Source organism: Azospirillum doebereinerae (assembly GCF_003989665.1).
In the GTDB taxonomy this organism is placed as follows: domain Bacteria; phylum Pseudomonadota; class Alphaproteobacteria; order Azospirillales; family Azospirillaceae; genus Azospirillum; species Azospirillum doebereinerae.
In genome coordinates, this window is the sequence record NZ_RZIJ01000017.1 from 109,613 (window position 1) to 130,185 (window position 20,573).

General features: G+C 69.9%; 22 protein-coding genes. 7 read left to right on the forward strand and 15 right to left on the reverse strand.

Annotated elements, in window-relative coordinates; genetic code table 11:
* The first annotated feature begins 127 nt into the window (after positions 1-127).
* The gene (locus tag EJ913_RS20235; RefSeq protein ID WP_244939428.1) at positions 128-2,308 is read left to right on the forward strand and encodes a ComEC/Rec2 family competence protein; all 2,181 of its coding nucleotides are present in this window, start codon (positions 128-130) and stop codon (positions 2,306-2,308) included.
* 4 nt (positions 2,309-2,312) lie between these two features.
* On the opposite strand, the gene lexA is transcribed toward EJ913_RS20235, so the two are convergent.
* The 8 genes from lexA to EJ913_RS20275 all read right to left on the reverse strand — a co-directional run bounded on the left by lexA (position 2,313) and on the right by EJ913_RS20275 (position 8,394).
* Positions 2,313-3,023, reverse strand: a complete 711-nt coding sequence (gene lexA / locus EJ913_RS20240) for a transcriptional repressor LexA (protein ID WP_127001239.1) — start codon at positions 3,021-3,023, stop codon at positions 2,313-2,315.
* Between the two features lie 141 nt (positions 3,024-3,164).
* Positions 3,165-4,394: a molybdopterin molybdotransferase MoeA gene (locus EJ913_RS20245; RefSeq protein ID WP_127001241.1), complete on the reverse strand. Its 1,230-nt coding sequence runs from the start codon at positions 4,392-4,394 to the stop codon at positions 3,165-3,167.
* The gene (gene moaC / locus EJ913_RS20250) at positions 4,391-4,894 is read right to left on the reverse strand and encodes a cyclic pyranopterin monophosphate synthase MoaC (protein WP_127001243.1); all 504 of its coding nucleotides are present in this window, start codon (positions 4,892-4,894) and stop codon (positions 4,391-4,393) included. Before moaC ends, EJ913_RS20245 begins: the two co-directional genes overlap by 4 nt.
* Positions 4,891-5,364: a GNAT family N-acetyltransferase gene (locus EJ913_RS20255; protein WP_127001245.1), complete on the reverse strand. Its 474-nt coding sequence runs from the start codon at positions 5,362-5,364 to the stop codon at positions 4,891-4,893. The genes moaC and EJ913_RS20255 overlap by 4 nt, the downstream gene beginning before the upstream one ends.
* Positions 5,365-5,369: 5 nt before the next feature.
* Positions 5,370-6,164, reverse strand: coding sequence for an indole-3-glycerol phosphate synthase TrpC (gene trpC, locus EJ913_RS20260; RefSeq protein WP_127001247.1), 795 nt, complete (start codon positions 6,162-6,164; stop codon positions 5,370-5,372).
* Entirely contained in the window at positions 6,161-7,213 is a 1,053-nt protein-coding gene (trpD, locus tag EJ913_RS20265; protein ID WP_127001249.1) for an anthranilate phosphoribosyltransferase, read from the reverse strand. Before trpD ends, trpC begins: the two co-directional genes overlap by 4 nt.
* Positions 7,210-7,803 carry an anthranilate synthase component II gene (locus tag EJ913_RS20270; protein WP_127001251.1) on the reverse strand — a complete coding sequence of 198 codons (594 nt, stop codon included), beginning with the start codon at positions 7,801-7,803 and terminating at the stop codon, positions 7,210-7,212. The genes trpD and EJ913_RS20270 overlap by 4 nt, the downstream gene beginning before the upstream one ends.
* 126 nt (positions 7,804-7,929) lie before the next feature.
* Positions 7,930-8,394: an STY0301 family protein gene (locus tag EJ913_RS20275; RefSeq protein ID WP_127001253.1), complete on the reverse strand. Its 465-nt coding sequence runs from the start codon at positions 8,392-8,394 to the stop codon at positions 7,930-7,932.
* 146 nt (positions 8,395-8,540) lie between these two features.
* On the opposite strand from EJ913_RS20275, the gene EJ913_RS20280 reads away from it, so the two are divergent.
* The 3 genes from EJ913_RS20280 (at position 8,541) to EJ913_RS20290 (ending at position 10,301) form a co-directional block, all read left to right on the forward strand.
* Positions 8,541-9,716 (forward strand): divergent polysaccharide deacetylase family protein, encoded by a 1,176-nt coding sequence (locus EJ913_RS20280; RefSeq protein ID WP_127001255.1) that lies wholly within the window; start codon positions 8,541-8,543, stop codon positions 9,714-9,716.
* A 56-nt stretch (positions 9,717-9,772) separates the two neighbouring features.
* A complete protein-coding gene (locus EJ913_RS20285) occupies positions 9,773-9,976 on the forward strand; it encodes a heavy-metal-associated domain-containing protein (RefSeq protein ID WP_127001257.1) in 204 nt (67 codons plus the stop codon).
* A 91-nt stretch (positions 9,977-10,067) separates the two neighbouring features.
* Complete coding sequence (locus EJ913_RS20290; protein WP_127001259.1) at positions 10,068-10,301, forward strand: FmdB family zinc ribbon protein; 234 nt, start codon at positions 10,068-10,070, stop codon at positions 10,299-10,301.
* Positions 10,302-10,455: 154 nt separating this feature from the next.
* Here EJ913_RS20290 and trpE read toward each other — a convergent pair whose 3' ends face one another.
* From trpE to EJ913_RS20315, 5 genes are all read right to left on the reverse strand, one after another.
* Positions 10,456-11,967: an anthranilate synthase component I gene (trpE, locus tag EJ913_RS20295; RefSeq protein ID WP_127001261.1), complete on the reverse strand. Its 1,512-nt coding sequence runs from the start codon at positions 11,965-11,967 to the stop codon at positions 10,456-10,458.
* Positions 11,968-12,006: 39 nt separating this feature from the next.
* Positions 12,007-13,887: a SurA N-terminal domain-containing protein gene (locus EJ913_RS20300; RefSeq protein WP_127001263.1), complete on the reverse strand. Its 1,881-nt coding sequence runs from the start codon at positions 13,885-13,887 to the stop codon at positions 12,007-12,009.
* 225 nt (positions 13,888-14,112) lie between these two features.
* Positions 14,113-14,292: a CsbD family protein gene (locus EJ913_RS20305; protein ID WP_127001265.1), complete on the reverse strand. Its 180-nt coding sequence runs from the start codon at positions 14,290-14,292 to the stop codon at positions 14,113-14,115.
* A gap of 153 nt (positions 14,293-14,445) precedes the next feature.
* On the reverse strand, positions 14,446-14,730 hold the full coding sequence (locus EJ913_RS20310) for a hypothetical protein (RefSeq protein WP_127001267.1): 285 nt from the start codon (positions 14,728-14,730) through the stop codon (positions 14,446-14,448).
* Between the two features lie 16 nt (positions 14,731-14,746).
* On the reverse strand, positions 14,747-14,950 hold the full coding sequence (locus tag EJ913_RS20315; RefSeq protein ID WP_127001269.1) for a hypothetical protein: 204 nt from the start codon (positions 14,948-14,950) through the stop codon (positions 14,747-14,749).
* A gap of 230 nt (positions 14,951-15,180) precedes the next feature.
* On the opposite strand from EJ913_RS20315, the gene EJ913_RS20320 reads away from it, so the two are divergent.
* Positions 15,181-15,525, forward strand: a complete 345-nt coding sequence (locus tag EJ913_RS20320) for a YnfA family protein (RefSeq protein ID WP_127001271.1) — start codon at positions 15,181-15,183, stop codon at positions 15,523-15,525.
* On the opposite strand, the gene EJ913_RS20325 is transcribed toward EJ913_RS20320, so the two are convergent.
* Positions 15,497-15,730: a hypothetical protein gene (locus EJ913_RS20325; RefSeq protein WP_127001273.1), complete on the reverse strand. Its 234-nt coding sequence runs from the start codon at positions 15,728-15,730 to the stop codon at positions 15,497-15,499. The genes EJ913_RS20320 and EJ913_RS20325 overlap by 29 nt on opposite strands.
* Between EJ913_RS20325 and EJ913_RS20330 the strand changes: the two genes are divergently transcribed.
* Together EJ913_RS20330 and EJ913_RS20335 are read left to right on the forward strand one after the other, a co-directional pair.
* On the forward strand, positions 15,729-16,028 hold the full coding sequence (locus EJ913_RS20330; RefSeq protein ID WP_127001275.1) for a hypothetical protein: 300 nt from the start codon (positions 15,729-15,731) through the stop codon (positions 16,026-16,028). The two genes, EJ913_RS20325 and EJ913_RS20330, sit on opposite strands and share 2 nt — an antisense overlap.
* Positions 16,029-16,356: 328 nt before the next feature.
* Positions 16,357-18,405: a putative bifunctional diguanylate cyclase/phosphodiesterase gene (locus EJ913_RS20335; protein WP_244939429.1), complete on the forward strand. Its 2,049-nt coding sequence runs from the start codon at positions 16,357-16,359 to the stop codon at positions 18,403-18,405.
* A gap of 212 nt (positions 18,406-18,617) precedes the next feature.
* Here the strand turns inward: EJ913_RS20335 and EJ913_RS20345 are convergent, their stop codons facing one another.
* Positions 18,618-20,465, reverse strand: a complete 1,848-nt coding sequence (locus EJ913_RS20345; RefSeq protein ID WP_127001281.1) for a potassium/proton antiporter — start codon at positions 20,463-20,465, stop codon at positions 18,618-18,620.
* Between the last annotated feature and the right edge of the window lie 108 nt (positions 20,466-20,573).

Consider the following 20,573-nt stretch of genomic DNA (forward strand, 5'->3'; position numbering starts at 1 on the left):
CAATTCCGGGTTCGACGCTGCTACACTGCAACGATGGTCGGTCAAGCTGTATCACAGGGACCGGGTTCGGGGGCAATGCCATGCGCGCATGGGCGGCAAAAGGGCGTCGAACGGGAACGGGGCGGGCGTGACGGATCGGTCCGCCGCCCCGTTGGACGATCCGTTGCCCGGCCCGCTGGACGAGGGGTGGGAGCCTGTGGCGACCGTCGCGCCGTGGACGCGCGTCCTGGCGCCGTTGCTGTCGGCCTGGGGCTGGCTGACCAACCAACTGGCGGCGGAGCGGGAGCGCTGGGTGCTGTGGATCCCGGTGGGCTTCGGGTTCGGGGCCGTGGGGTACTTCTGGCTGCCGGCCGAACCGCCCTGGTGGAGCGGGTTGGCGGCGGTCGTCGGGGCGTCGGTTCTGCTGGCGGGTTTGCGCCGCTGGCTGGCCGGGGTGGTCGTCGCGCTTGGACTGCTGGTCGTGGCCGGCGGATTCCTGACGGCGCAGGGGCACGCCATGCTGGTGGCGGCGCCGGTGCTGGCGCGCGACATCCCATCGGCGACGATCACCGGGCGGGTCATGGCGGTGGAGCGGCGGCCGGGCGCGGTACGGCTGACCCTGCGCGACCCGACGGTCAGCCGGCTGAAACCGGAGGAAACCCCGGCCGCCTTGCGGATCCGTGTGTCGGACAAGCATCCCCCGCCGCCGCCGGGCGCCTTGGTCCGTCTGCGCGGCAGCGTGTCGCCGCCCCAGCCGCCGGCCGAACCGGGCGCCTTCGACTTTCAGCGGCGCGCCTATTTCATGGGGCTGGGCGGGGTCGGATTCTCGGTGGGCGCCGCCGAGGTGATCGACGCGCCGCCGGTCACCGGTTGGTCGCGGGTGACGGTCGTCTTCGAGCAACTGCGCGGCTACATCGCCGAGCGGGTGGCGAGAACCATCGACGACCCGGTCGAGGCCAGCGTGACCACCGCCCTGTTGAACGGCGAGCAGTTCGCCATCCCCGACCCGACGATGGAGTCCTTCCGCAACAGCGGGCTGGCGCATCTGCTGTCGATCTCCGGCCTGCATGTCGGGATCGCGGCGGGCATCCTGTTCTACGTGGTGCGGGCGCTGCTGGCGGCGGTGCCCTATGTCGCGCTGCGGTGGCCGGTCAAGAAGATCGCGGCGGTGTTCGGCATCCTGTCGGCGCTCGCCTACACGCTGCTGGTTGGGGCGCCGCTGCCGACGGTACGGTCGGTGCTGATGACCGGGTTGATCATGGGGGCGGTGGTGCTGGACCGCGATCCGCTCAGCATGCGGCTGGTCGCCTTCGCCGGCATCGTCACGGCGGCGATGGATCCGGAGGGCATGCTGGGGCCGAGCTTCCAGATGTCCTTCGCGGCGGTGGTGGCGCTGATCGCCGCCTTCGAAGGCGGCGGCCCGATGGCGGCGTGGAAGCGCGATCTCGGCTGGTTCGGCAAGGCGCTGCTCTATGTCGGCGGGATCGTGTTGACCAGCGTCATCGCCACGCTGGCGACCTTGCCCTTCTCGCTGTTCCACTTTCAGCAGATCGCCTTCTACGGCGTGCTGTCCAACATGATCGCGATCCCGGTCACCTCCTTCTGGGTGATGCCGTGGAGCCTGATCGCCTACGCGCTGCTGCCCTTCGGGCTGGAAGCCCCGGCGGTGATCGCGATGAACTGGGGCGACCGGGTGGTGATCGGAACGGCGACCTTCTTCGGCGGCCTGCCCTGGGCCTCGCTGACCGTGCCGGCGATGCCGGCGGGCGGCTTCGCGGCGGTGATCCTCGGCGGCATCTGGCTGTGCGTGTGGACACGCCGCTGGCGCTGGTGGGGTCTGGTCGCGGTGCTCGGCGGGCTTGCCACCCCGGCGCTGGTCGACCGCCCGGACGTGATCGTGTCGGGGGACGGCAAGGTCGCCGCCGTGCGCTCGGCGTCGGGCCGGCTCAGCCTGTCCAGCAAGACGGAGGGCCGCACCGCCGAGACCTGGCTGCAACGCGACGGCGAACCCCAGCCGGCGGATCCTTGGCCCCAGGCCGGTCTGTCGGCGGACGGGCGCTTGACCTGCGACGCGCTGGGCTGCCTCTACCACGCGGCGGGGCGGCGCATCGCGCTGCTGCGGCTGCCCGACGCGCTGGACGAGGATTGCGGCGCGGCGGAGGTGGTGATCGCCGTGTTTCCGGCGCGGGGATGCCGCGCGCCGCTGGTCATCGACCGCTGGCGCCTGCGCCGGGAGGGCGCGCACGCGCTCTATGTGGAAACGGGGGGCATCCGGGTCGAAAGCGTGCGCGACGGGCGCGGCGACCGCCCCTGGACGGGGCGGCGGTAGAGACTCAGTACTTGCGGACCAGACCGACCAGCTTGCCCTGCACGCGGACGCGGTCGGCGGCGAAGATGCGGGTCTCGTAGGAGGCGTTGGCCGGCTCCAGCGCCACGGTGTTGTTCTTCCGGCGCAGCCGCTTCAGCGTCACCTCGCCGTCGTCCACCAGGGCCACGACGATGGTGCCGTTCTCGGCCGCGTCGCAGCGCTGGATGATGACGGTGTCGTGGTCGAGGATGCCGGCCTCGATCATCGAATCGCCGGCCACTTCCAGCGCGTAATGCTCGCCGGCCGTCAGCATCGTCGCCGGGATGTCCACGAAGGCGGAGTTGTCGTGCAGCGCCTCGATCGGCATGCCGGCGGCGATGCGGCCGTACATCGGCAACTGCACCGTTTCCGTCACCGGAGCCGCGGAGACGTCGCGGCCGGTCAGGGTGAAGTCGGCCTTGATGACGTTCGGCTGGAACTTGCCGCGCGCGGCGGCCGAGCGGACACGGGACGCTTCCAGCCCCTCGGGCAGGCGCAGAACCTCCAGGGCGCGGGCGCGGTGGGGCAGGCGGCGGATGAAGCCGCGCTCCTCCAGCCCGGTGATCAGGCGGTGGATGCCCGACTTCGATTTCAGGCCGAGGGCGTCCTTCATCTCGTCGAAGGATGGAGAAACACCGCCCTGGCCGAGCCGCTCGTTGATGAAGAGCAGCAATTCGTGCTGCTTGCGCGTGAGCATGGGTGCCTCCCGGCGGGTGCCGCACTGGAGTTGGAACAAAAGCAAAACGTCAGCTTATGTTCTAGTTTGGTTCCCGTGCAACGTCAAGAGGTCTCGGCGCCGATTCACCAAAGGTTGGACGGAAATTCCCGCCGGAGCCCGTCACAGATTGAGGGCGCCGCCGGAGAGCGGAACGATGTCCACCACGGCGCCGGCCTCCGCCGCCGGGGCTTGCGGCGCGCGGACGATCAGGCAATCGGCCTGCGCGTAGAGCGAGGTGATGGCGCTGTCCTGCCGGTCGAAGGGCGTGGCGGTGGGGATCCCGTCGTCGCCGGTCGTCAGGGTGGCGCGGATGTAGTCCTCGCGCCGGTCGTTGGCCTTCAACGCGGTGCCCAGCCGGGCACGGCGCGGCCCTTCGCCGTCGTCGGGCGGCAGCCCTTGCAGCACGCGCAGGATCGGGCGCAGGAACAGCACGGCGGTCACCCCGGTGGAGACCGGGTTGCCGGGCAGGCCCAGCAGCGGGACGGTCCCGGCGCGGCCGAACATCACCGCCTTGCCGGGCCGCATGGCGATGCTGTGCACGTCCAGCGATACGCCCCGGTCGGCCAGCACGTCGCGGACGAGGTCGTAATCGCCCTGCGCCGCGCCACCGGTGGTCACCAGCAGGTCGCAGCCAGCCGCCCCGGCGGCCATGGCGGCGACGCTGTCGACCGTGTCGCGGGCGATGCCCAGATTGTGGGCGGTGCCGCCCTGGGTGGCGACCAGGGCGCAAAGGCCGAGCGCGTTGGTGCTGACGATCTGGCTCGGCCCCAGCGGATCGCCGGGCAGGGCGATCTCGTCGCCGGTGGCGAGCACGGCCACGCGGGGCCGACGGTGGACGCTGAGCCACGGCACGTTGCCGCCCGCCGCCAGCGCGATGTCGCGCGCGGTCAGGCGCCGGCCCTTCGGCAGCAGCTCCCGCCCCTGCGGAAAATCGAAACCGGCGGGACGCACGAAACGCCCGGCGACGACGGCGCGGCCGATGAGCACGGAGGCGTCGTCGGCGCTGCAGTCCTCCTGCATCACCACGGCGTCGGCTCCGGTCGGCACGGGGGCGCCGGTGAAGATGCGCACGGCCTCGCCCACGCCGACGCTGCCGGAAAAGGCGTGGCCGGCGGCCGATTCGCCGATGCGGCGCAGGGCGACGGGGCGGTCGGACGTGGCGCCGGCGATGTCGGCGGCGCGCACCGCCCAGCCGTCCATCGCGGCGGCGTCGAAGGGCGGCTGCGTCAGCCGCGCCGTCACCGGCTCGGCCAGCACGCGGCCGAGCGCGTCGGGCAGGGCGACGGTCTCCGCCGGCAGCGCGGCGAAGCCGGCGAGGATGCGGGCGCGGGCCTCGGCGACGGAAATCATGAGGGCTCTCCGCCCGTCTCGGAGACCGGAGTCCACTCGCCGCTCTTGCCGCCGGCCTTGTGCAGCAGCCGCACCGCCGTGATCGTCATGCCGCGATCCACCGCCTTGCACATGTCGTAGACGGTCAGCGCCGCGACGGAGACGGCGGTCAGCGCCTCCATCTCCACGCCGGTCTGGCCCTTCAGCTTGCAGGTCGCGGTGATGTCCACGGCGTTGCGGTCGGGGTAGCAGGTCAGATCCACCTTGACCGAGGTCAGGGCCAACGGGTGGCACAGGGGGATCAGGTCGGGGGTGCGCTTGGCGCCCATGATGCCGGCCAGCCGGGCGACCGACAGCACGTCGCCCTTCTTGACGCCGCCCTCCAAGATCAGCCGCAGTGTCTCCGGCTGCATGATGACCGAGCCGGCGGCGGTCGCCGTGCGCTCGGTCTCCGCCTTGTCGGAAACGTCGACCATCACCGCGCGCCCTTCGGCGTCGAAATGCGTGAAACCGCCGGTCACAGCGTCTTCTCCATGAACAGGCTGAGAGGGTGTTCGAAATAATCCGCGTAGGGGCCGCGCTCCGTGAAGCCGGCCTTGCGGTAGAGCGTGACCGCCTCCGTCTGGAGCGGGCCGGTCTCCAGCAGCAGAGCGGTCAGCCCCTCGGCGCGGGCCTGCTCCTCGATGCGCGCCAGCAGGCGGGCGGCGATGCCGGCGCCGCGCAGGGTCGGCAGGACGTACATGCGCTTGACCTCGCCATACCCCTCCGGGTCGATGCGGAGCCCGGCGCAGCCCACCGGATGCCCGCCGCCCAAATGTCCACTCTTGCGCGTCACGAAGAACCGCACGTCGGGCGCCGCCAGCGAGTCGAGATCCAGCAGGTGGCAGACCTCGGCCGGGTAGAGCCGCTTGAGATAGGCGTCGAGCGCGGCGATCATCTCGATCACCGGCTCCTGCCGGGGGCTCTCGGCGGCGATGACGACGTCCGGCATGGGTCTCACTCCCGTGTCAGAAGCGCGCGTGTCGCGGCGGTCACGTCGGCCTGCCGCATCAGCGATTCGCCGACCAGGAAGCAGCGCGCCCCCACCGCCGCCATGCGGGACAGGTCGGCCGGGGTGTAGAGCCCGCTCTCCGCCACCAGCATGCGGTCGGCCGGGACGTTGCGCGCCAGCTCCTCGGTCGTCGCGATGTCGACGGCCAGCGTCTTGAGGTTCCGGTTGTTCACGCCCAGCAGCGGCGTGCGCAGCAGCAGGGCGCGGTCCAGCTCGGCGCGGTCGTGGACCTCGACCAGCACGTCCAGCCCCTGCGCGATGGCGGCGTCCTCGATCTCGGCGGCCTGCGCGTCGGACAGCGAGGCCATGATGATCAGGATGCAGTCGGCGCCCAGCGCGCGGGCCTCGACGATCTGGTAGGGATCGACCATGAAGTCCTTGCGCAGCACCGGCAGATCCACGGCGGCGCGGGCGGCGACCAGATACTCGTCGCGGCCCTGGAAATACGGCTCGTCGGTCAGCACCGACAGGCAGGTCGCCCCGCCCTCGCGGTAGGCGCGGGCCAAGGCCGGCGGGTCGAAGTCGGCGCGGATCAGGCCCTTGGACGGACTGGCCTTCTTGATCTCGGCGATCAGGCCGTAACGCCCGCTCTCCACCGCCGCGCCCAGCGCGCGGACGAAGCCGCGCACCGGATCGGCGGCGCGCGCCGCCTCCTCGACCGACGACAGCGGGCGGGCGGCCTTGCGGGCGGCGACCAGCGCGCGCTTGTCGGCGTTGATGCGGTCCAGGACGTCGCTCATGACGGATTCGCCTCGTTGGTGATGGCGACCAGACGGCTCAGCCGGTCGAGGGCCGCGCCGCTGTCGATGGCCTTGGCGGCGAGCGCCACGCCGTCCTTCAGCGTCTCCGCCTTGCCGGCCACCAGCAAGGCGGCGGCGGCGTTGATCAGGACGATGTCGCGGTAGGGGCTGCACACCCCGTTGAACAGGGCGTGGATCGCCGCCGCGTTGACCTGGGCGTCGCCGCCCTTCAGGTCCTCGATGTCGGCGCGGGGCAGGCCGGCGTCCTCCGGCGTGATCTCGAAGACGGTGACGGCGCCGTCCTTCAACTGGGCGACGGTGGTCGGGCCGGTGGTGGTGATCTCGTCCAGCCCGTCGGAGCCGTGGACGACCCACGCCGCCTCAGAGCCGAGGCGCCTCAGCACCTGGGCCAGCGGCTCCACCCACTGCTTGGCGAAGACGCCGAGAAGCTGGCGCTTGGCGGTCGCCGGGTTGGACAGCGGCCCCATCAGGTTGAAGATGGTCCGCGTGCCCAGCTCGACCCGCGTCGGGCCGACGTTGCGCATGGCGAGGTGGTGGCGCGGCGCCATCAGGAAGCCGATCCCGGCCTCCCACAGCGCCTTGCGGACCAGCCCCAGGTCGCAGTCGAGGTTGACGCCCAGCGCGCCCAGCACGTCGGCGGCGCCGGACTTCGACGACATGGCGCGGTTGCCGTGCTTGGCGACGGGGACGCCGCAGGCCGACACCACCAGGGCGGCGGCGGTCGAGATGTTGTAGGTGCCGGTGCCGTCGCCGCCGGTGCCGCAGGTGTCGATGGTGCCGGCCGGGGCCTCCACCGGAATCGCCTTGGCGCGCATGACGCGGGCGGCGCCGGTGATCTCGTCCACCGTCTCCCCGCGCACCCGCAGCGCCATCAGGAAGCCGCCCATCTGCGAGGGCGTGGCGTTGCCCGACATGATGATGTCGAAGGCGAGGCCCGCTTCGGCCTCGGTCAGCGCGGCGCCGGTCGAGACCCGCCCCAGGATGGCCTTCATGTCGGCGAGGTTTCCACCATGGCCGGGCGCGCTCATGCCGCGGTCTCCAGGCGGGGACGGGTCAGGTCCAGGAAGTTCTGGAGAATTTTGTGGCCGTGCTCGCTCTCGATGCTTTCCGGGTGGAACTGCACGCCGTGGATCGGCAGCTCGCGGTGGGCCAGCGCCATGATCAGGCCGTCCCCGGTCTCGCCGGTGACCTCCAGGCAGGCGGGCAGGCTGGAACGCTCGACGATCAGCGAATGGTAGCGCGTGGCGCGGAAGGGGGAGGGCAGGCCGGCCAGAACGCCGCGCCCTTCGTGGGACATGCTGTCGACCTTGCCGTGCATCGGCACCGGCGCGCGGATCACCCGGCCGCCGAAGGCCTGCCCGATCGACTGGTGGCCCAGGCAGACGCCCAGCAGCGGAACCCGCGTCTTGGCGGCGGCGTCGATCAGGGGAAGGCAGATGCCGGCGCGGTCGGGATCGCAGGGGCCGGGCGACAGCACGATGCCGTCGGGGCGCAGGGCCAGAGCCTCGTCCACCGTCAGGGCGTCGTTGCGGCGGACCTGCACGTCGGCGCCCAGCTCGCCCAGATAATGGACGAGGTTGTAGGTAAAGCTGTCGTAATTGTCGATGAGCAGCAGCATTGCGCCTTCGCCTTCGCCTGAATCATCCGGTTGGTAATCGTCCGGTCGCGCCGTTCCGGCCCCGTTCCAACGCCCGCCACCCTAGCGACTGAGGGGGCGGATTTCCAGCCTCCGCGACGGGGGCGTCTACCGGCAGGCCAGTTGCGGGGCGTTTTTCGGCTCCTCGACGACGGCGCCGCGCAGGTCGGTTTCCAGCGTCAGGGTGCAGCGGCGGATCTCGCGGGGCAGGTCGATGGCCAGCGTCGCGCGCGTGTTGCGGTAGCGGCAGAGCAGGAACACCGGCTCGCGCCGGGCACCCGCGAACTCCCAGGCCTGGACCAGGCTGCGGCCGCGCTTGACCTCACGGTCGGGGGCGAGGCTGGCGGGGGCGTCGCTGACCATCTGGCTGGCGCGGTCGCCCTCGATCAGCGTGATTCCGGCGAAGGAATGCAGGTCCTTGGCGGGGTAGGGCGACCAGCCGCCGGGGGCTTCGGGCTGCGCCTGCACGGTCAGCGAGGGCGGGCAGCGCAGCTCCGTCGCCGCCAGGGCGGGGTCGGCCTGCAGAAAGGCGGCTACAAGCGGCAGCGTGGCCATGACAAGAATCGGACGCATCGGGACGACTCCGCGTGAAGAGATTGATGCGGCTGGGATTCCGGGCGCGAAGCGCGGGGTTGCCCTGCCGAATGGGCGATTGCGGCGGGCCGGGCGGGGTGCCACTGTGCCGCGCTTTCCCGCCAACACGTATGGACGTCGCCGCCATGGCCCGCAAGGCGCCGCGCAAGACCCGCAGCAAGGCGGGTTCCGCCCTTCCCGCCGCGTTGACGGGCAACCCGATCCTGCTGGCGCTGGCCGCCGTCGCGGTCGTCTTCGCCATCGGCCTCGGTGTGTCGCTGGTGACGGGCGGCGGCGACAAGGCGTCGCCGCTCCAGGCCTCGGTGCCGGTCAAGCCGCCGATTCCACCCGCACCGCCCGCCGCCATGGTGAACGCGGCGCCCACGGCGGCACCGGCCCCCCCGGCGGCCCCCCCGGCGGTCGAGCCGGCGCCGCAACCGTCCGTAAAGCCCGATCCTCCCATGACGGCGCCGGAGCCGGAGCGTCCGGCGTCCGCCCAAACCCCCGAGGCGCCCCCCGCCGCGCCGCCGCCGAAGACCGTCGTGGCGATGCTGCCGCCGCCCGTTCCGCCGGTGGCGGTCCAGCCCCCGTCCGGCAACGCCGCGTTGTGGCGCCGGAACGCGGTGCCGGTGTCGGTGCCGTCCGGCAAGCCGGTGATCGCCATCGTCATCGACGACATGGGGCTGGACCGCAAGCGCTCGACCCGGATGGCGTCGCTGCCGGGGCCGCTGACCCTTTCCTGGCTGCCCTACGCCCACGACCTGCCGGCCCAGGCCCGCGCCGCCCGCGCCAACGGGCACGAGCTGATGTTGCACATGCCGATGGAGCCCAGCGTCAAGGCCGATCCCGGCCCGTCCGCCCTGCTGGTCGGTCTGGACAAGGGGGAGGTCCTGCGCCGGTTCCGCGGCGCCCTGGACAGTTTCGACGGCTATGTCGGGGTCAACAACCACATGGGCAGCCGCTTCACCGCCGACCGGGAGGCGCTGGCCCCCGTGCTGGCCGAGCTGCACCGGCGCGGGCTGCTGTGGCTCGACAGCCGGACGACGCCGAAGAGCGCCGGGATCGGCATCGCGCAGGAACTGAGGATGCCGTTCGCCGGCCGCGACATCTTCCTCGACAACACCGCCGAGGTCGCCGCCATCCGCAAGCAATTGGCGCAGGTGGAGCAGGTCGCGAAACGCCAGGGATTCGGCATCGCCATCGGTCATCCGCACGATGCGACAATCGAAGCACTGGCGTCCTGGGTGCCGGATGTGCAAAAGCGTGGGTTCGTACTGGTTCCGGTCAGCGCCGTGGTCCGCGCGCATCACGCGGGCGGCTGACGACGCTCGGCCGTGGGCGGCTGGCCGGTTCGGCCTTCAAACAATGGGATGTTTCCATGACTGATGCGTACAAGGTTCTCGGCATGACCTGCGGCGGCTGCGCCCGTTCGGTGTCGAACGCCATCGTCAAGGCGGCCCCCAGCGCCGCCGTCACGGTCGATCTGGCCACCGGCACGATCATCGTCGCCGGTGGCGTGGCGCCGGAAACCGTCCAGCAGGCCGTCGAAGGAGCGGGCTTCGATTTCGGCGGCGCCGCCTGATCGCTGCGCCGCAACAAAACCTTTTATTTTTTGTGGATATGAGGGGATACTGGGCGGGTCCGGACCCAACCGCTCCCGCTGTGAGGCCCTCATGCCCCTCTACTCCTACCGCTGCAAAGCTTGCGACCATGGGTTCGAGACCCTGGTCCGCTTCTCCGACCCGGCGCCCGTCTGCCCGTCCTGCGGCGCCGGGGAGCCGGTCCGCCAATTGTCGGGCGTCGCCGCCGAAGGCAAATCGGGAGCCGTGATTCAAAGCGCCCGGAAGATGGCGGCGCGCGAAGGGCATTTCAGCAATTACAGCCGGTCGGAACGCCCGAAACGCTGACGGGGGATGGGGGAGTGCGGCCATGGTCGCCCCCACCTCATTCCTCCCCCGCTGGGCGGGGGAGGAGGTAGGAGCTTTATCGGCGTTCGGCGGCAGTCCCCTCCCCCGTCCAGCGGGGGAGGAATGAGGTGGGGGCAAACGTAACGTTACCTGTCTACCGCGCCGAAGTCGCCCTAACCGTCTCTTCCGCCGCGCGGATCAGGGCCTTGGCCTTGTTGACCGTCTCCTGATACTCGGCTTCCGGGTCGCTGTCGGCAACGACGCCGCCGCCGGCCTGAACGTACATCATGCCGTCCTTCAGCACCGCCGTGCGCAGCGCGATGCAGGTGTCCATCGCACCGGACGCGCCGAAATAGCCGACGCAGCCGGCGTAGACGCCGCGCCGCGCCTTCTCCAACTCGTCGATGATCTCCATGGCGCGGACCTTCGGCGCGCCCGACACCGTGCCGGCGGGGAAGCCGGCGATCAGCGCGTCCAGAGCGTCGTATTTCGGGTCCAGATCGCCCTCCACGTTCGACACGATGTGCATGACGTGGCTGTACAGCTCGACGATCATCTTGGCCGTCACCTTGACGCTGCCGACCCTCGCCACCCGGCCCACGTCGTTGCGGCCGAGGTCGAGCAGCATCAGATGCTCGGCCAGTTCCTTGGGATCGCTCAGCAGGTCGTCGGCGAGCGCCTGGTCCTCCTCCGGCGTGGCGCCGCGCTTGCGGGTGCCGGCGATGGGACGGACCGTCACCTTGCCGTCGCGCACGCGGACCAGGATTTCCGGGCTGGAGCCGACGACGGTCAACTCGCCGAAGTCGCAGTGGAACAGGAAGGGCGATGGGTTCAGGCGGCGCAGCGTGCGGTACAGCGCCAGCGGCGACGGCTTGAAGGGGAAACGGATGCGCTGCGACGGCACGACCTGGAAGATGTCGCCGGCCCGGATGTAGCCCTTCGCCGTCTCCACCATCGCGTGATACTCCTCGCGCGTGGTGTTGGAGGTCCAGGCGAGCGGCAGGCCGTCCTCGCTGCGCGGCTCGCGCCGGTAGGGCAGCGGACGCTCCAGATCGGCCAGCGCGTCGGTCAGCCGTTCGCGCGCGTCGGCGTAGGCCGCCAGGGCGTCGACGCCGGGTTTCGGCCAGACCGGCGTCACCAGCGTGATCGAATCGGTGTGGCTGTCGAAGATCGCGACGATGCTGGGCCGCGTCAGGATCGCGTCGGGAATGTTCAGCTCGTCCGGGTTGGCGTCGGGCAGACGCTCCATCAGCCGGACCATGTCGTAGGTCATGTAGCCGAACAGCCCGGCGGCCATCGGCGGCAGCTCCGCCGGCAGATCGATGCGGCTCTCGCCGATCAGCGCGCGCAGCGCCTCCAGCGGGGCGGCGTCGAGCGGCCGGTAGGCGTCGCGGTCGTGCAGGGCGTCGCGGTTGATCTCCGCCTTCGCCCCGCGCGAGCGCCACACCACGTCGGGCTTGAAGCCGATCACCGAATAGCGGTCGCGCCGCGACCCGGCCCCGCGCTCCGCCGATTCCAGAAGAAAGCCGAAGGGGCGCCCGTCGGCCAGCTTCATGTAGGCGGAAACCGGGGTCTCCAGGTCGCTGACCAGCGTGGTCCACACCACCTGCGGCCGACCGGCGGCGTAGGCGGCGTCGAAAGCGGTGACTTCGGGCTGGACCTTCACGGCACGAACCTTTTCGCTTAGGGTCCCCGGCGGGGGCTCTTAGTTGCTGGAGGCGAAGAACTGGTCGATCCGCTGGCGGTGGATCTCGACCGGGTAACGGCTGCGCAGCGCGTTGCCGAACTGCGCCATCAGGTCGCTCTCGATGCCCTGGGTGACCGTGCTCTCCAGGGGAGCGAGCGCCGCGTCGGGCGCCGCCGGGTCGGCCGGGACGATCTCCTTCAGGCGGGCGACGACCTGGGCGTCGGCGCTGGCGCCGGTGACGACCTCGCCGGGCTTGGCCTCGAACAGCTTGCGCACGAGGTCGCCGGGCAGCCCCTCGACCGAACGGGCGTCGCGGGTGAAGGGCGTGGTCATGGCGAAGCTGGCGCCGGCGTCGGTCGACACGGTCTGGGCGGCGGCCTCGGCGCCCTGCTTGAGCTTGGCGGCGATGTCCTCGGCCTTCTTGGCGGCCTGCTCGGCGCGCTTGCCGGCCTGCCAGTCGGCGACGACCTGATCACGCACGTCGGCCAGCGGACGGACGGCGGCGGGGATCACGCTGTCGACGCGCACGGCGATGAAGACGTTGCCCTGGCCCTCGGTGAGGTTGGAGGCGGCGCCGGACTTCAGTTGGAAGGCGGTGGGCAGCAGGGCCTTCAGGCCGGGCAGGGTGGCGGCGTCCGTGCCGTCCGGGGCCTTGCCGGTGCTGTCGACGGCGGCGACCTTGCTCAGCGCCAGCCCCTGGGACTGGGCCACCTCTTCCAGCGGCGCGCCGCTGGCGAGTTGGTCCTCGACCCGGTTGGCGATGGAGAAGACGGCGTCGAGCGCCTTTTCCTTCTGAAGCTCGGTGCGCAGCTGGTCGCGCACCTCCTCGAAGCTCCGGGTGCTGCCAGCCTGGATGCCGGTGACGGCCAGGACGTGCCAGCCAAGGCCGCTCTTGATCGCGTCGCTCGGCTTGCCCTGCTCCAGCGCGAAGACCGCGTCGCCCAGTTCCGGCAGTTCGGTGCGGGCGATGTTGTCGAGCGCCACCGGCTCGACCCCGGCCTCCTTGGCGGCATCGGCCAGACCCTTGGCCTTGGCGGACTCGGCGATGGCCTTCGCCTTCGCCTCGTCGTCGACCACCACCATCTGGACGTTGCGCTTCTCGGGCGTGCCGAACTCGGCGGAGCGCTCGTCGTAGGCGGCGCGCAGTTGGTCGTCCTCGATCTTGACGTCCTTGGCCAGCGCGTCCGGCGACAGCTGCGCCACGGTCAGCGCGCGGTATTCGGGGGCGGTGAAGCGGACCTGATGGTCCTCGTAGGATTTGGTGACCTCGGCCTCGTCGGGGGCGCCGACGTCGCCGATGGCGGCGTTGGGCAGGGTCACCACCTCGGCCACGCGCTTCTCGCCCCGGAAGCGGTAGAGGTCCCGGACCAGCGGCTTGGGCGCCGCGATCCCGGCGCCGACCGCGCCGGCCACCAGCTCGCGCGCGGTCTCGCGGGAGACCAGGGCGACGTAGCCGTCCTCGGTCAACTGGTTGTTGCGCAGCACGGTGCGGAACACGTTCGGATCGAACTGGCCCTGCTGGTTCCGGAAGGCGGGCTCGTCGGCGATGCGCAGCCGCACCACCTCCTTGCTCACGGCGACGCCGGCGTCCTTGGCGGCGAGATCGAACAGGGTGCGTTGGATCAGCGCGTTCAGCGACTGGTCGAGCAACCCGAACTGCTTGGCCTGCTCGGCGGTCAGGTTGCCGCCCACCATCGGGCGCAGCCGTTCGATCTGCCGGCGGAACTCCTGGTCCAGGGCGTCGCGCTCGATCGCGACCTTGCCGACCTCGGCCACCGTGGTGGGGACGCTGGACCGGAAGACGTCGCCGATCCCCCAGATGCCGAAGCTGAGGATCAACAGGACGAACAGGATCTTGACGACCCAAGAACCGGCGAAACTGCGGATGAACTGGAGCATGGGACCCGAATCTGAGCGCGTCGTTCGGCCGTTCGGCCAGGGCGGCGCATCATAGATACGGTGCGGTGGAGCGGCAACAGCGCATTTCCGCCGGTTGTGGGCGGATCGAGGCCGGAGGATAGGCCGTCCCCGGTGGAAACCCATGGCCTGGACATGCGAAGGCCCCGCCCCGGATCGACCGGGGCGGGGCCTTCGCCGTGACGGTCGGGACCGCCGTCGGCTGGGTTACTTCAGCGCGTCGCGCGCCGCGTCCTTTGCCCCGCCGACCGTGTTCTGAACCTTGCCGGCGGCCTTGTCGGCCTTGCCCTCGGCTTCCATCTTGGTGTCGCCCATCACCTTGCCGGCGGCTTCCTTGATGGTGCCCTTGACGTTGCGGGCGGCGCCTTCGATACGATCCTTGTCCATGGTGGACCTCCGTTGCGTTTGTTGTGCTGGAACAACGCCGCGAACCGGAAAAGGGTCCCGAACCCGATCATGACAAATTGGTAATGCGGAGAGCCGGCCTTTCGGCCAGGCTTTTCGGCCAGGTTTTTCGGCCAGGTTTTTCGGTCGAAGCTTTCAGGACGCGCGCCGGGCCGGGTGCGGCGCTCCCACGGCGTGGCGGCGGATGGTCGCCAGCGACAGGGCGTGGTGGGTGATGCGATGACGGAACTCGCGGTCCACCCGGCTGAAGGCGCTGTAGGCGAGAAGGACGGCGTCGGCGGACTTGGTGGCCATCGCGTCGTGCAGGGCGTCGCGCAGCGTGCGCAGTTCCAGGACGCCGGGCACGAAGGCCATCTCCACCGCCTCGGTGAGGATCTCGATGGAACAGAGTGAGGCGTCGTCGTCGATATGGAAGGTCATGCGCGGTTTCCGGCCCTCAGGAGCCGAGCAGGTCGGTGATGGCGGCGACGCATCGCGTCCGGATCGGGCAGGATGCGCAGGGCTGGCCAGTGGGGCATTGGGTGACGCGCAGGCGCTCGATCCCCCGGACCAGGACCGCCTTCTTCTCGTCCGAGATCACGTCGGTCCCACGAATCGTCTCGATGGCATCGAACAGCGGGTTGGTCGTGTCCAGCATCATCGAGCATGGCCTCCTTCACCACTCCATGATGACGCATCGCGCTTGAAAAGCGATCAACGTGCTGCAACATTATCGCTACAAATTGAAACAAAGCTTTCCCAGTTTCGGCGGTTTCATACAGTCGAGCGGAATGGATCGGAAAACCCCACGGCGAACGGGACGGTTTTCCTCAGTCGAGTGCGGGCGATCGTTTTGGGAATGTTTGAAAGATTGCGAAAGAAAGGGAGGCCATGGGGCAGGCGGCGACGATCCACGCGGTTGCGCTCTACGCGGCGGCGGCCCTGGCGGAGATCGCCGGTTGTTTCGCCTTCTGGTCGTGGCTGCGCCTGGGCCAACCGGCTTGGTGGACCGTTCCGGGCGTGGCCAGCCTGTGCGCCTTCGCGTGGCTGCTGACGCGAGTCGACGCGGAGTTCGCCGGGCGCGCCTACGCCGCCTATGGCGGGGTGTACATCGCCGCGTCGCTGCTGTGGCTGTGGGCGGTCGAGGGGGTGCGGCCGGACCGCTGGGACGCGGCCGGCTCGCTGCTCTGCCTCGCCGGGGCGGCGGTTATCCTGGCTGGCCCGCGTGGGGGGTGACGGCACACCGCACGGACCGGCGGAAGCACGATCCGGCCTCCAGCACCAAGCCGGATTCGTCGATCCTGAGGTAGGAGTCCACGCGCACCTGCCGTCCGACGATGTCGTCGTTGAGCATGATCTGGGCATCGGCCAAGGACAGCGGTTTCCCGTCGTAATACGCGCGTCCGTCGGCATGGCGAATGTGGCGGAAGGCGGTGGTCATGGCGATGCTCCCCATCGTTTGCGGTGCGGTGGTGGCCCGACGGGCTCGATCCAGCGGCTTTTGCCGGATGAACGTCGAAGGCCGGTCGTTTATTCCTCATGGAACAAGGGTGGTCGGCGATTTCGGTGCGGCGCAGGAGTGTGCGACGGAACCGGGAACATCTTGCCCTGAAAAACGCCGGTGGTCCAAGCCCGATGGCCCCGCACCTCCATTTTGTTGCAACATGGAAAGCCATTGGTTGCATCGCACAATCCCGAAAAATCGTCGCAAACAACCTGAAAATTTCGCGGCCGATTGAACCACATCAATCGGCGCTCTCCGCCGAACCGTTAGAGTGCGAAACGGTTTCAGGTGCACCGACCCCGGTGCGGGTTGATTCACGGCTTCGCTTTCAAGGGTGGGGAAACGGCGCGACCGTTTTCGGATCGCTTTGCACGGGGGCGCTGGAAATTTTGGATGGGCGGGTCATAATACCTCTGGTGCGCTTTCCATTCATACCAATGGATGGCGCAAAGACATCGGTGAAAGCGGACAGGTCCTTGCACGAACAACCGGCGCAACAATCGCAAGACCAGGGTGGGACGGGCGCCGGGGATCTTCCTCGCGATCCGGCCTTTCTGGCGTCATTGGCCTCCAGCCTGCTGGATCACGCCGATTTCGCTCGGGTCTACATCGATCGCGACGGGGTGTGCCGTCACACCGACCGCCGTTTCGCCGCCTTGCTGGGCCGCCCGCCCGAGGTGTTGCTGGGCGCGGCCATCGGCGGCATCGACCATCCGGTGGCGCGCGCGGTTGGCGAGGCGCGGCTCGCGCTGGCCTTCACGGGCGATTCGGCGCCGGTGGACTGCGAGATCGACGGCCAGGACGGGCAGCGCGCGCTTCTCGGCGGCAGCCTTCTGGTCCACCGGGACGGGGATGGGCGGATCCTGGGCTTCCTCGGCGCCTTCCACGAGACCGGGGATCCCCGCCGGATCGCCGATTTCGTCCTGCGCCGCGACCCCTTCGTGACGACGCTGCTGGACGCGGCGGTGGACGGCATCATCGTGTCCGACCGCAGCGGCCTGATCCGCTCGATCAACCGCGCCTGCCTGACGCTGTTCGGCTACGAAGAGAGCGAACTGCTCGGCAAGAGCATGACCGCCCTGATGCCGCCGCCCTTCTCGCGCGATCACGGCAAGTACATCGAGACCTACACGCGCACGGAACGGCCCAAGATCATCGGCATCGGCCGCGACACGCTGGGCCGCCGCAAGGACGGCACCGTCTTCCCCATCCATCTCAGCGTCGGCGAGGCGAAGCTGGGCGACGAGGTCACCTTCGTCGGCATCATCCGCGACATCTCCGACCGGCTGGCGGCGGAGCAGCGCGCCTCCTATCTGGCGCGGCACGACCCGCTGACCGGCGTCCTCACCCGCACCGCCTTCCTGGAGGAGTGCGAGGCGGTGATGGCCGACGCCCCCGGCGGCGAGCAGGGCGGCTTCGCCCTGTTCACGCTGGACGTGGACCAGTTCAGCGACGTGAACGAGGCCTTCGGCTTCCACGTCGGCGACGCCGCGCTGAAGGCGATGGTCAGCCGGGTGACCGAGGTGCTGCCGTCCAACACCTACATCTGCCGCGTCGCCGCCGACGAGTTCGCCGCGCTGGCGCGGGTGGACGGGATGGAGCACGCCCAGACCCTGGCCGACGTGCTGCACGACCGGCTGACCGCCTCGATCTACGCCGACCGCCACTGGGTGCGGCTTCGCCTGTCCATCGGCGCCGCGCTCCAGGGCGGGACGCGGCAGACGCTGGAGGACCTGAACGCGAAGGCCAAGCTGGCCCTGCAGGCGGTCCAGCACGACGGCGGCAACGCGGTGTGCTTCTACACGCCCGAGATGGCGGCGGCGGCGACGCGGCGCATGCTGCTGACCATGCATCTGACCCACGCCATCGAGCGCAACGAGATGCATCTGGTCTACCAGCCCATCGTCGACAAGACCGGGCGGGTGGTGTCGGCGGAGGCGCTGCTGCGTTGGACCCACCATTCTCTGGGGCCGGTGTCGCCCGGCGAGTTCATTCCGGTCGCCGAGGAAAGCGGCCTGATCGTTCCGATCACCGACTGGGTGCTGTCCACCGCCATCGGTCAGATGGCGCGCTGGGAGATCGAGGACGTGCTGCCGGAGCGGGTGTTCCTGAACATCTCCGGCCAGCAGTTCCTGCGCGGCAACCTGACCGTCCGGCTGACCGAACTGCTGGCCGATTGCCCGGCGCTGCGCAGCCGGCTCGGGCTGGAGATCACCGAGCAGGCGGCGGTGCGCGACCTCAAGGTTGCCGTCCGCACGCTGGGCGAGCTGTCGGCGCTGGGGATCCAGACCGCCATCGACGATTTCGGCTCGGGCTATTCCTCGCTCAGCTACGTGCAGCAGTTGCCGGTGGCGAAGCTGAAGATCGACCGCGCCTTCGTGATCGACGTGCCGGAGAACCCCAAGAGCAACGCGCTCGTCCGCGCCGCCGTCGGCATGGCCCACGGCCTGGGCCTGACCACCGTCGCCGAGGGGGTGGAGACCGAGGAGCAGCGCGACTTCCTGATATCGGTCGGTTGCGACATGATGCAGGGCTACCTGTTCGGCAAGCCGATGATGCCCGACACGTTGGCCGACATGGTGCGCGGCCAGCGCTGCGTGGTTCCCGGTTAGACGGAACTCGACGGTTCGGCCCCGCTTTCCCCCCGGTTTTCCCATAGACGCGAACAAGCCCCTCTCCCCTCGTGGGAGAGGGGTTGGGGTGAGGGGGAGCCGGCGCCAGCCGGCCGGGAAACATCCTCTTTCTTTCCGCCTTCGGCGGAATACCCCTCATCCCAACCCTTCTCCCGCAAGGGGAGAAGGGCAAGTTAGCGTTTGTCCCCCGCTCAGTCGGATCCGATGGCGCTGTCCGCCCGGCGTTCGTTCCGCCGCTTCTCGCGGCGCTTCCAGCGCTGGAAGGACTGGCGCACCTGCCAGTCCCGCAGCTTTTTCAGGAGGTCCAGGAACAGGGCGGTGCGCCGCTTGTCGACGCCGGTCGGCTCCAGCGCCAGCCCGACCGACGTGATGCCGTGGTCGTCCATGTCGCGCACGATCAGCTCGACGCCGCCCATCCGCACCCGGTCGCCCAGCTCGCAGGAACCGCCGAACTCGTTGCGCAGCAGGTCGCGCAGGGTCAGCCTGGCGTTGCCCAGCGACAGCGGCAGGCCGTACATCTCCGCGATTTGCCCGACCGTCGCGTCGGGGCTGAGCACGAGGTCGCCGTAGAACTCGCGGTCGTCCTGGTCCAGCGCCCGGCTGCCGCCGAACAGCTTGTCGATCAGCGGCAGGCTGCTCGGCGCGGAGAACAGGTAGACGTGGTCGCCCGGCTGCAACGGCTTGACCTTGTGCAGGGGGACCACGGCGCCGGCGCGGATGACCAGCGACGGGCGCGCCCAGCGCGGCAGGCGCTGGCCGCGCGCCGCCGGTGACTTGGCGTGGACCGTGTAGGTCACCAGTTCCTGGTCGGCGTCGCCGGGCAACTCCAGCTCGACGCGCTCGACCGGGCCGCGCCGGGGCGGCACGATCAGCTTCAGCCCGCGCGCCATCGCCCCGATGGTCCAGCCCTGGAGCAGCAGCGAGACCACCACCACGATGAAGGCGGTGTTGAACACCATCTGCCCGTTCTCCAGCCCGCCCAGCACCGGCACGAGCGCCAGCAGCAGCGACACCGCGCCGCGCAGGCCCACCCAGGCGATGAAGCTGGTCTCGTTGGCCGAGAAGCGGAAGGGCAGCAGGCAGACCCAGACCGCCAGCGGCCGGGCGACCAGGATCAGCAGGAAGGCGATGGCCAGCGCGGGCAGGGCGATGGCGCCGAAGTCGTGCGGCGTGGCGAGAAGCCCGAGCATCACGAACATGACGATCTGGCTGAGCCAGGTCAGCCCGGCGTGAAAGCGCCGGAGCTCCAGCGCGCCGCGCAGCTTGACGTTGCCGGCGTAGAGCCCCGCCGCGTAGACCGCCAGATAGCCGCTGCCGCCCAGCATGTTGGTGCTGGCGAAGATGAACAGGGCGAAGGTCAGCGTCACCACCGGGTTCAGCCCGGTCTCGAAATTCGCCTTGTTGATGAAGGTCACCAGCAGCCAGCCGCCGAGCAGACCCAGCGCCGTGCCGAAGACGACGGCGCGGGACAGCTCCGCCGCCACCGCCCAGGGGGAGGCCCAGCCATGGGTGGCCGCCTCCACCAGGATGATGGTCAGCATGATGGCGACCGGGTCGTTGGTGCCCGATTCGATCTCCAGCGTCGAGCGCACGCGGTCGCGCAGCGTGATGCCGCCGACCCGCAGCAGGAAGAACACCGCCGCCGCGTCGGTGGAACTGACCGCCGCGCCGACCAGCAGGGCCTCCGCCCAGGGCAGATTCATCAGGTGATGGGCGGCGAGGCCGATGACGCCGGTGGTGATGGCGACGCCGAGCGTGGCCAGCGTCATCGCCGGCCACGCGGCGGCCTTGTAGCTCGACAGCTTGGTGTCGAAGCCGCTCTCGAACAGGATGACCGCCAGCGCCATCGACCCGATCAGGAAGGCCGATTGCGGGTCGTTGAAGGAGATCTTCCCGATGCCGTCCTCGCCGGCCAGCAGGCCGATGCCGAGGAAGATCAGCAGCAGGGGGGTACCGATCCTCAACGCCAGATAGCTGGTCAGGATGCTGACGATCAGCAGGGTGGAGCCGATCAGGATGATGTAGCTAACCGCGTCCATAAGCCCCGCATGCCGTGGCCGTCAGACCGCCACCAAGCGGACCCCTGGGCGGAACCCGTTGATTTTGACGGGTGCCCGCCTCATCCGCAAGATGTTGTGGCCGGCTTG

What these genes read in the sequence shown, in the direction of transcription:
- EJ913_RS20255 (WP_127001245.1), bottom strand. Translation starts at nt 5,364, where the DNA reads ATGCCGGACGTCGTCATCGCCGCCGAGAGCCCCCGGCAGGAGCCGGTG.
- trpD (WP_127001249.1), bottom strand. Translation starts at nt 7,213, where the DNA reads ATGAGCGCGCCCGGCCATGGTGGAAACCTCGCCGACATGAAGGCCATC.
- EJ913_RS20290 (WP_127001259.1), top strand. Translation starts at nt 10,068, where the DNA reads ATGCCCCTCTACTCCTACCGCTGCAAAGCTTGCGACCATGGGTTCGAG.
- EJ913_RS20320 (WP_127001271.1), top strand. Translation starts at nt 15,181, where the DNA reads ATGGGGCAGGCGGCGACGATCCACGCGGTTGCGCTCTACGCGGCGGCG.
- EJ913_RS20300 (WP_127001263.1), bottom strand. Translation starts at nt 13,887, where the DNA reads ATGCTCCAGTTCATCCGCAGTTTCGCCGGTTCTTGGGTCGTCAAGATC.
- lexA (WP_127001239.1), bottom strand. Translation starts at nt 3,023, where the DNA reads ATGCTCACGCGCAAGCAGCACGAATTGCTGCTCTTCATCAACGAGCGG.
- EJ913_RS20345 (WP_127001281.1), bottom strand. Translation starts at nt 20,465, where the DNA reads ATGGACGCGGTTAGCTACATCATCCTGATCGGCTCCACCCTGCTGATC.
- trpC (WP_127001247.1), bottom strand. Translation starts at nt 6,164, where the DNA reads ATGAGCGACGTCCTGGACCGCATCAACGCCGACAAGCGCGCGCTGGTC.
- EJ913_RS20275 (WP_127001253.1), bottom strand. Translation starts at nt 8,394, where the DNA reads ATGCGTCCGATTCTTGTCATGGCCACGCTGCCGCTTGTAGCCGCCTTT.
- EJ913_RS20330 (WP_127001275.1), top strand. Translation starts at nt 15,729, where the DNA reads ATGGCGATGCTCCCCATCGTTTGCGGTGCGGTGGTGGCCCGACGGGCT.
- EJ913_RS20325 (WP_127001273.1), bottom strand. Translation starts at nt 15,730, where the DNA reads ATGACCACCGCCTTCCGCCACATTCGCCATGCCGACGGACGCGCGTAT.
- EJ913_RS20270 (WP_127001251.1), bottom strand. Translation starts at nt 7,803, where the DNA reads ATGCTGCTGCTCATCGACAATTACGACAGCTTTACCTACAACCTCGTC.
- EJ913_RS20285 (WP_127001257.1), top strand. Translation starts at nt 9,773, where the DNA reads ATGACTGATGCGTACAAGGTTCTCGGCATGACCTGCGGCGGCTGCGCC.
- EJ913_RS20305 (WP_127001265.1), bottom strand. Translation starts at nt 14,292, where the DNA reads ATGGACAAGGATCGTATCGAAGGCGCCGCCCGCAACGTCAAGGGCACC.
- EJ913_RS20310 (WP_127001267.1), bottom strand. Translation starts at nt 14,730, where the DNA reads ATGACCTTCCATATCGACGACGACGCCTCACTCTGTTCCATCGAGATC.
- EJ913_RS20280 (WP_127001255.1), top strand. Translation starts at nt 8,541, where the DNA reads ATGGCCCGCAAGGCGCCGCGCAAGACCCGCAGCAAGGCGGGTTCCGCC.
- EJ913_RS20245 (WP_127001241.1), bottom strand. Translation starts at nt 4,394, where the DNA reads ATGATTTCCGTCGCCGAGGCCCGCGCCCGCATCCTCGCCGGCTTCGCC.
- EJ913_RS20315 (WP_127001269.1), bottom strand. Translation starts at nt 14,950, where the DNA reads ATGATGCTGGACACGACCAACCCGCTGTTCGATGCCATCGAGACGATT.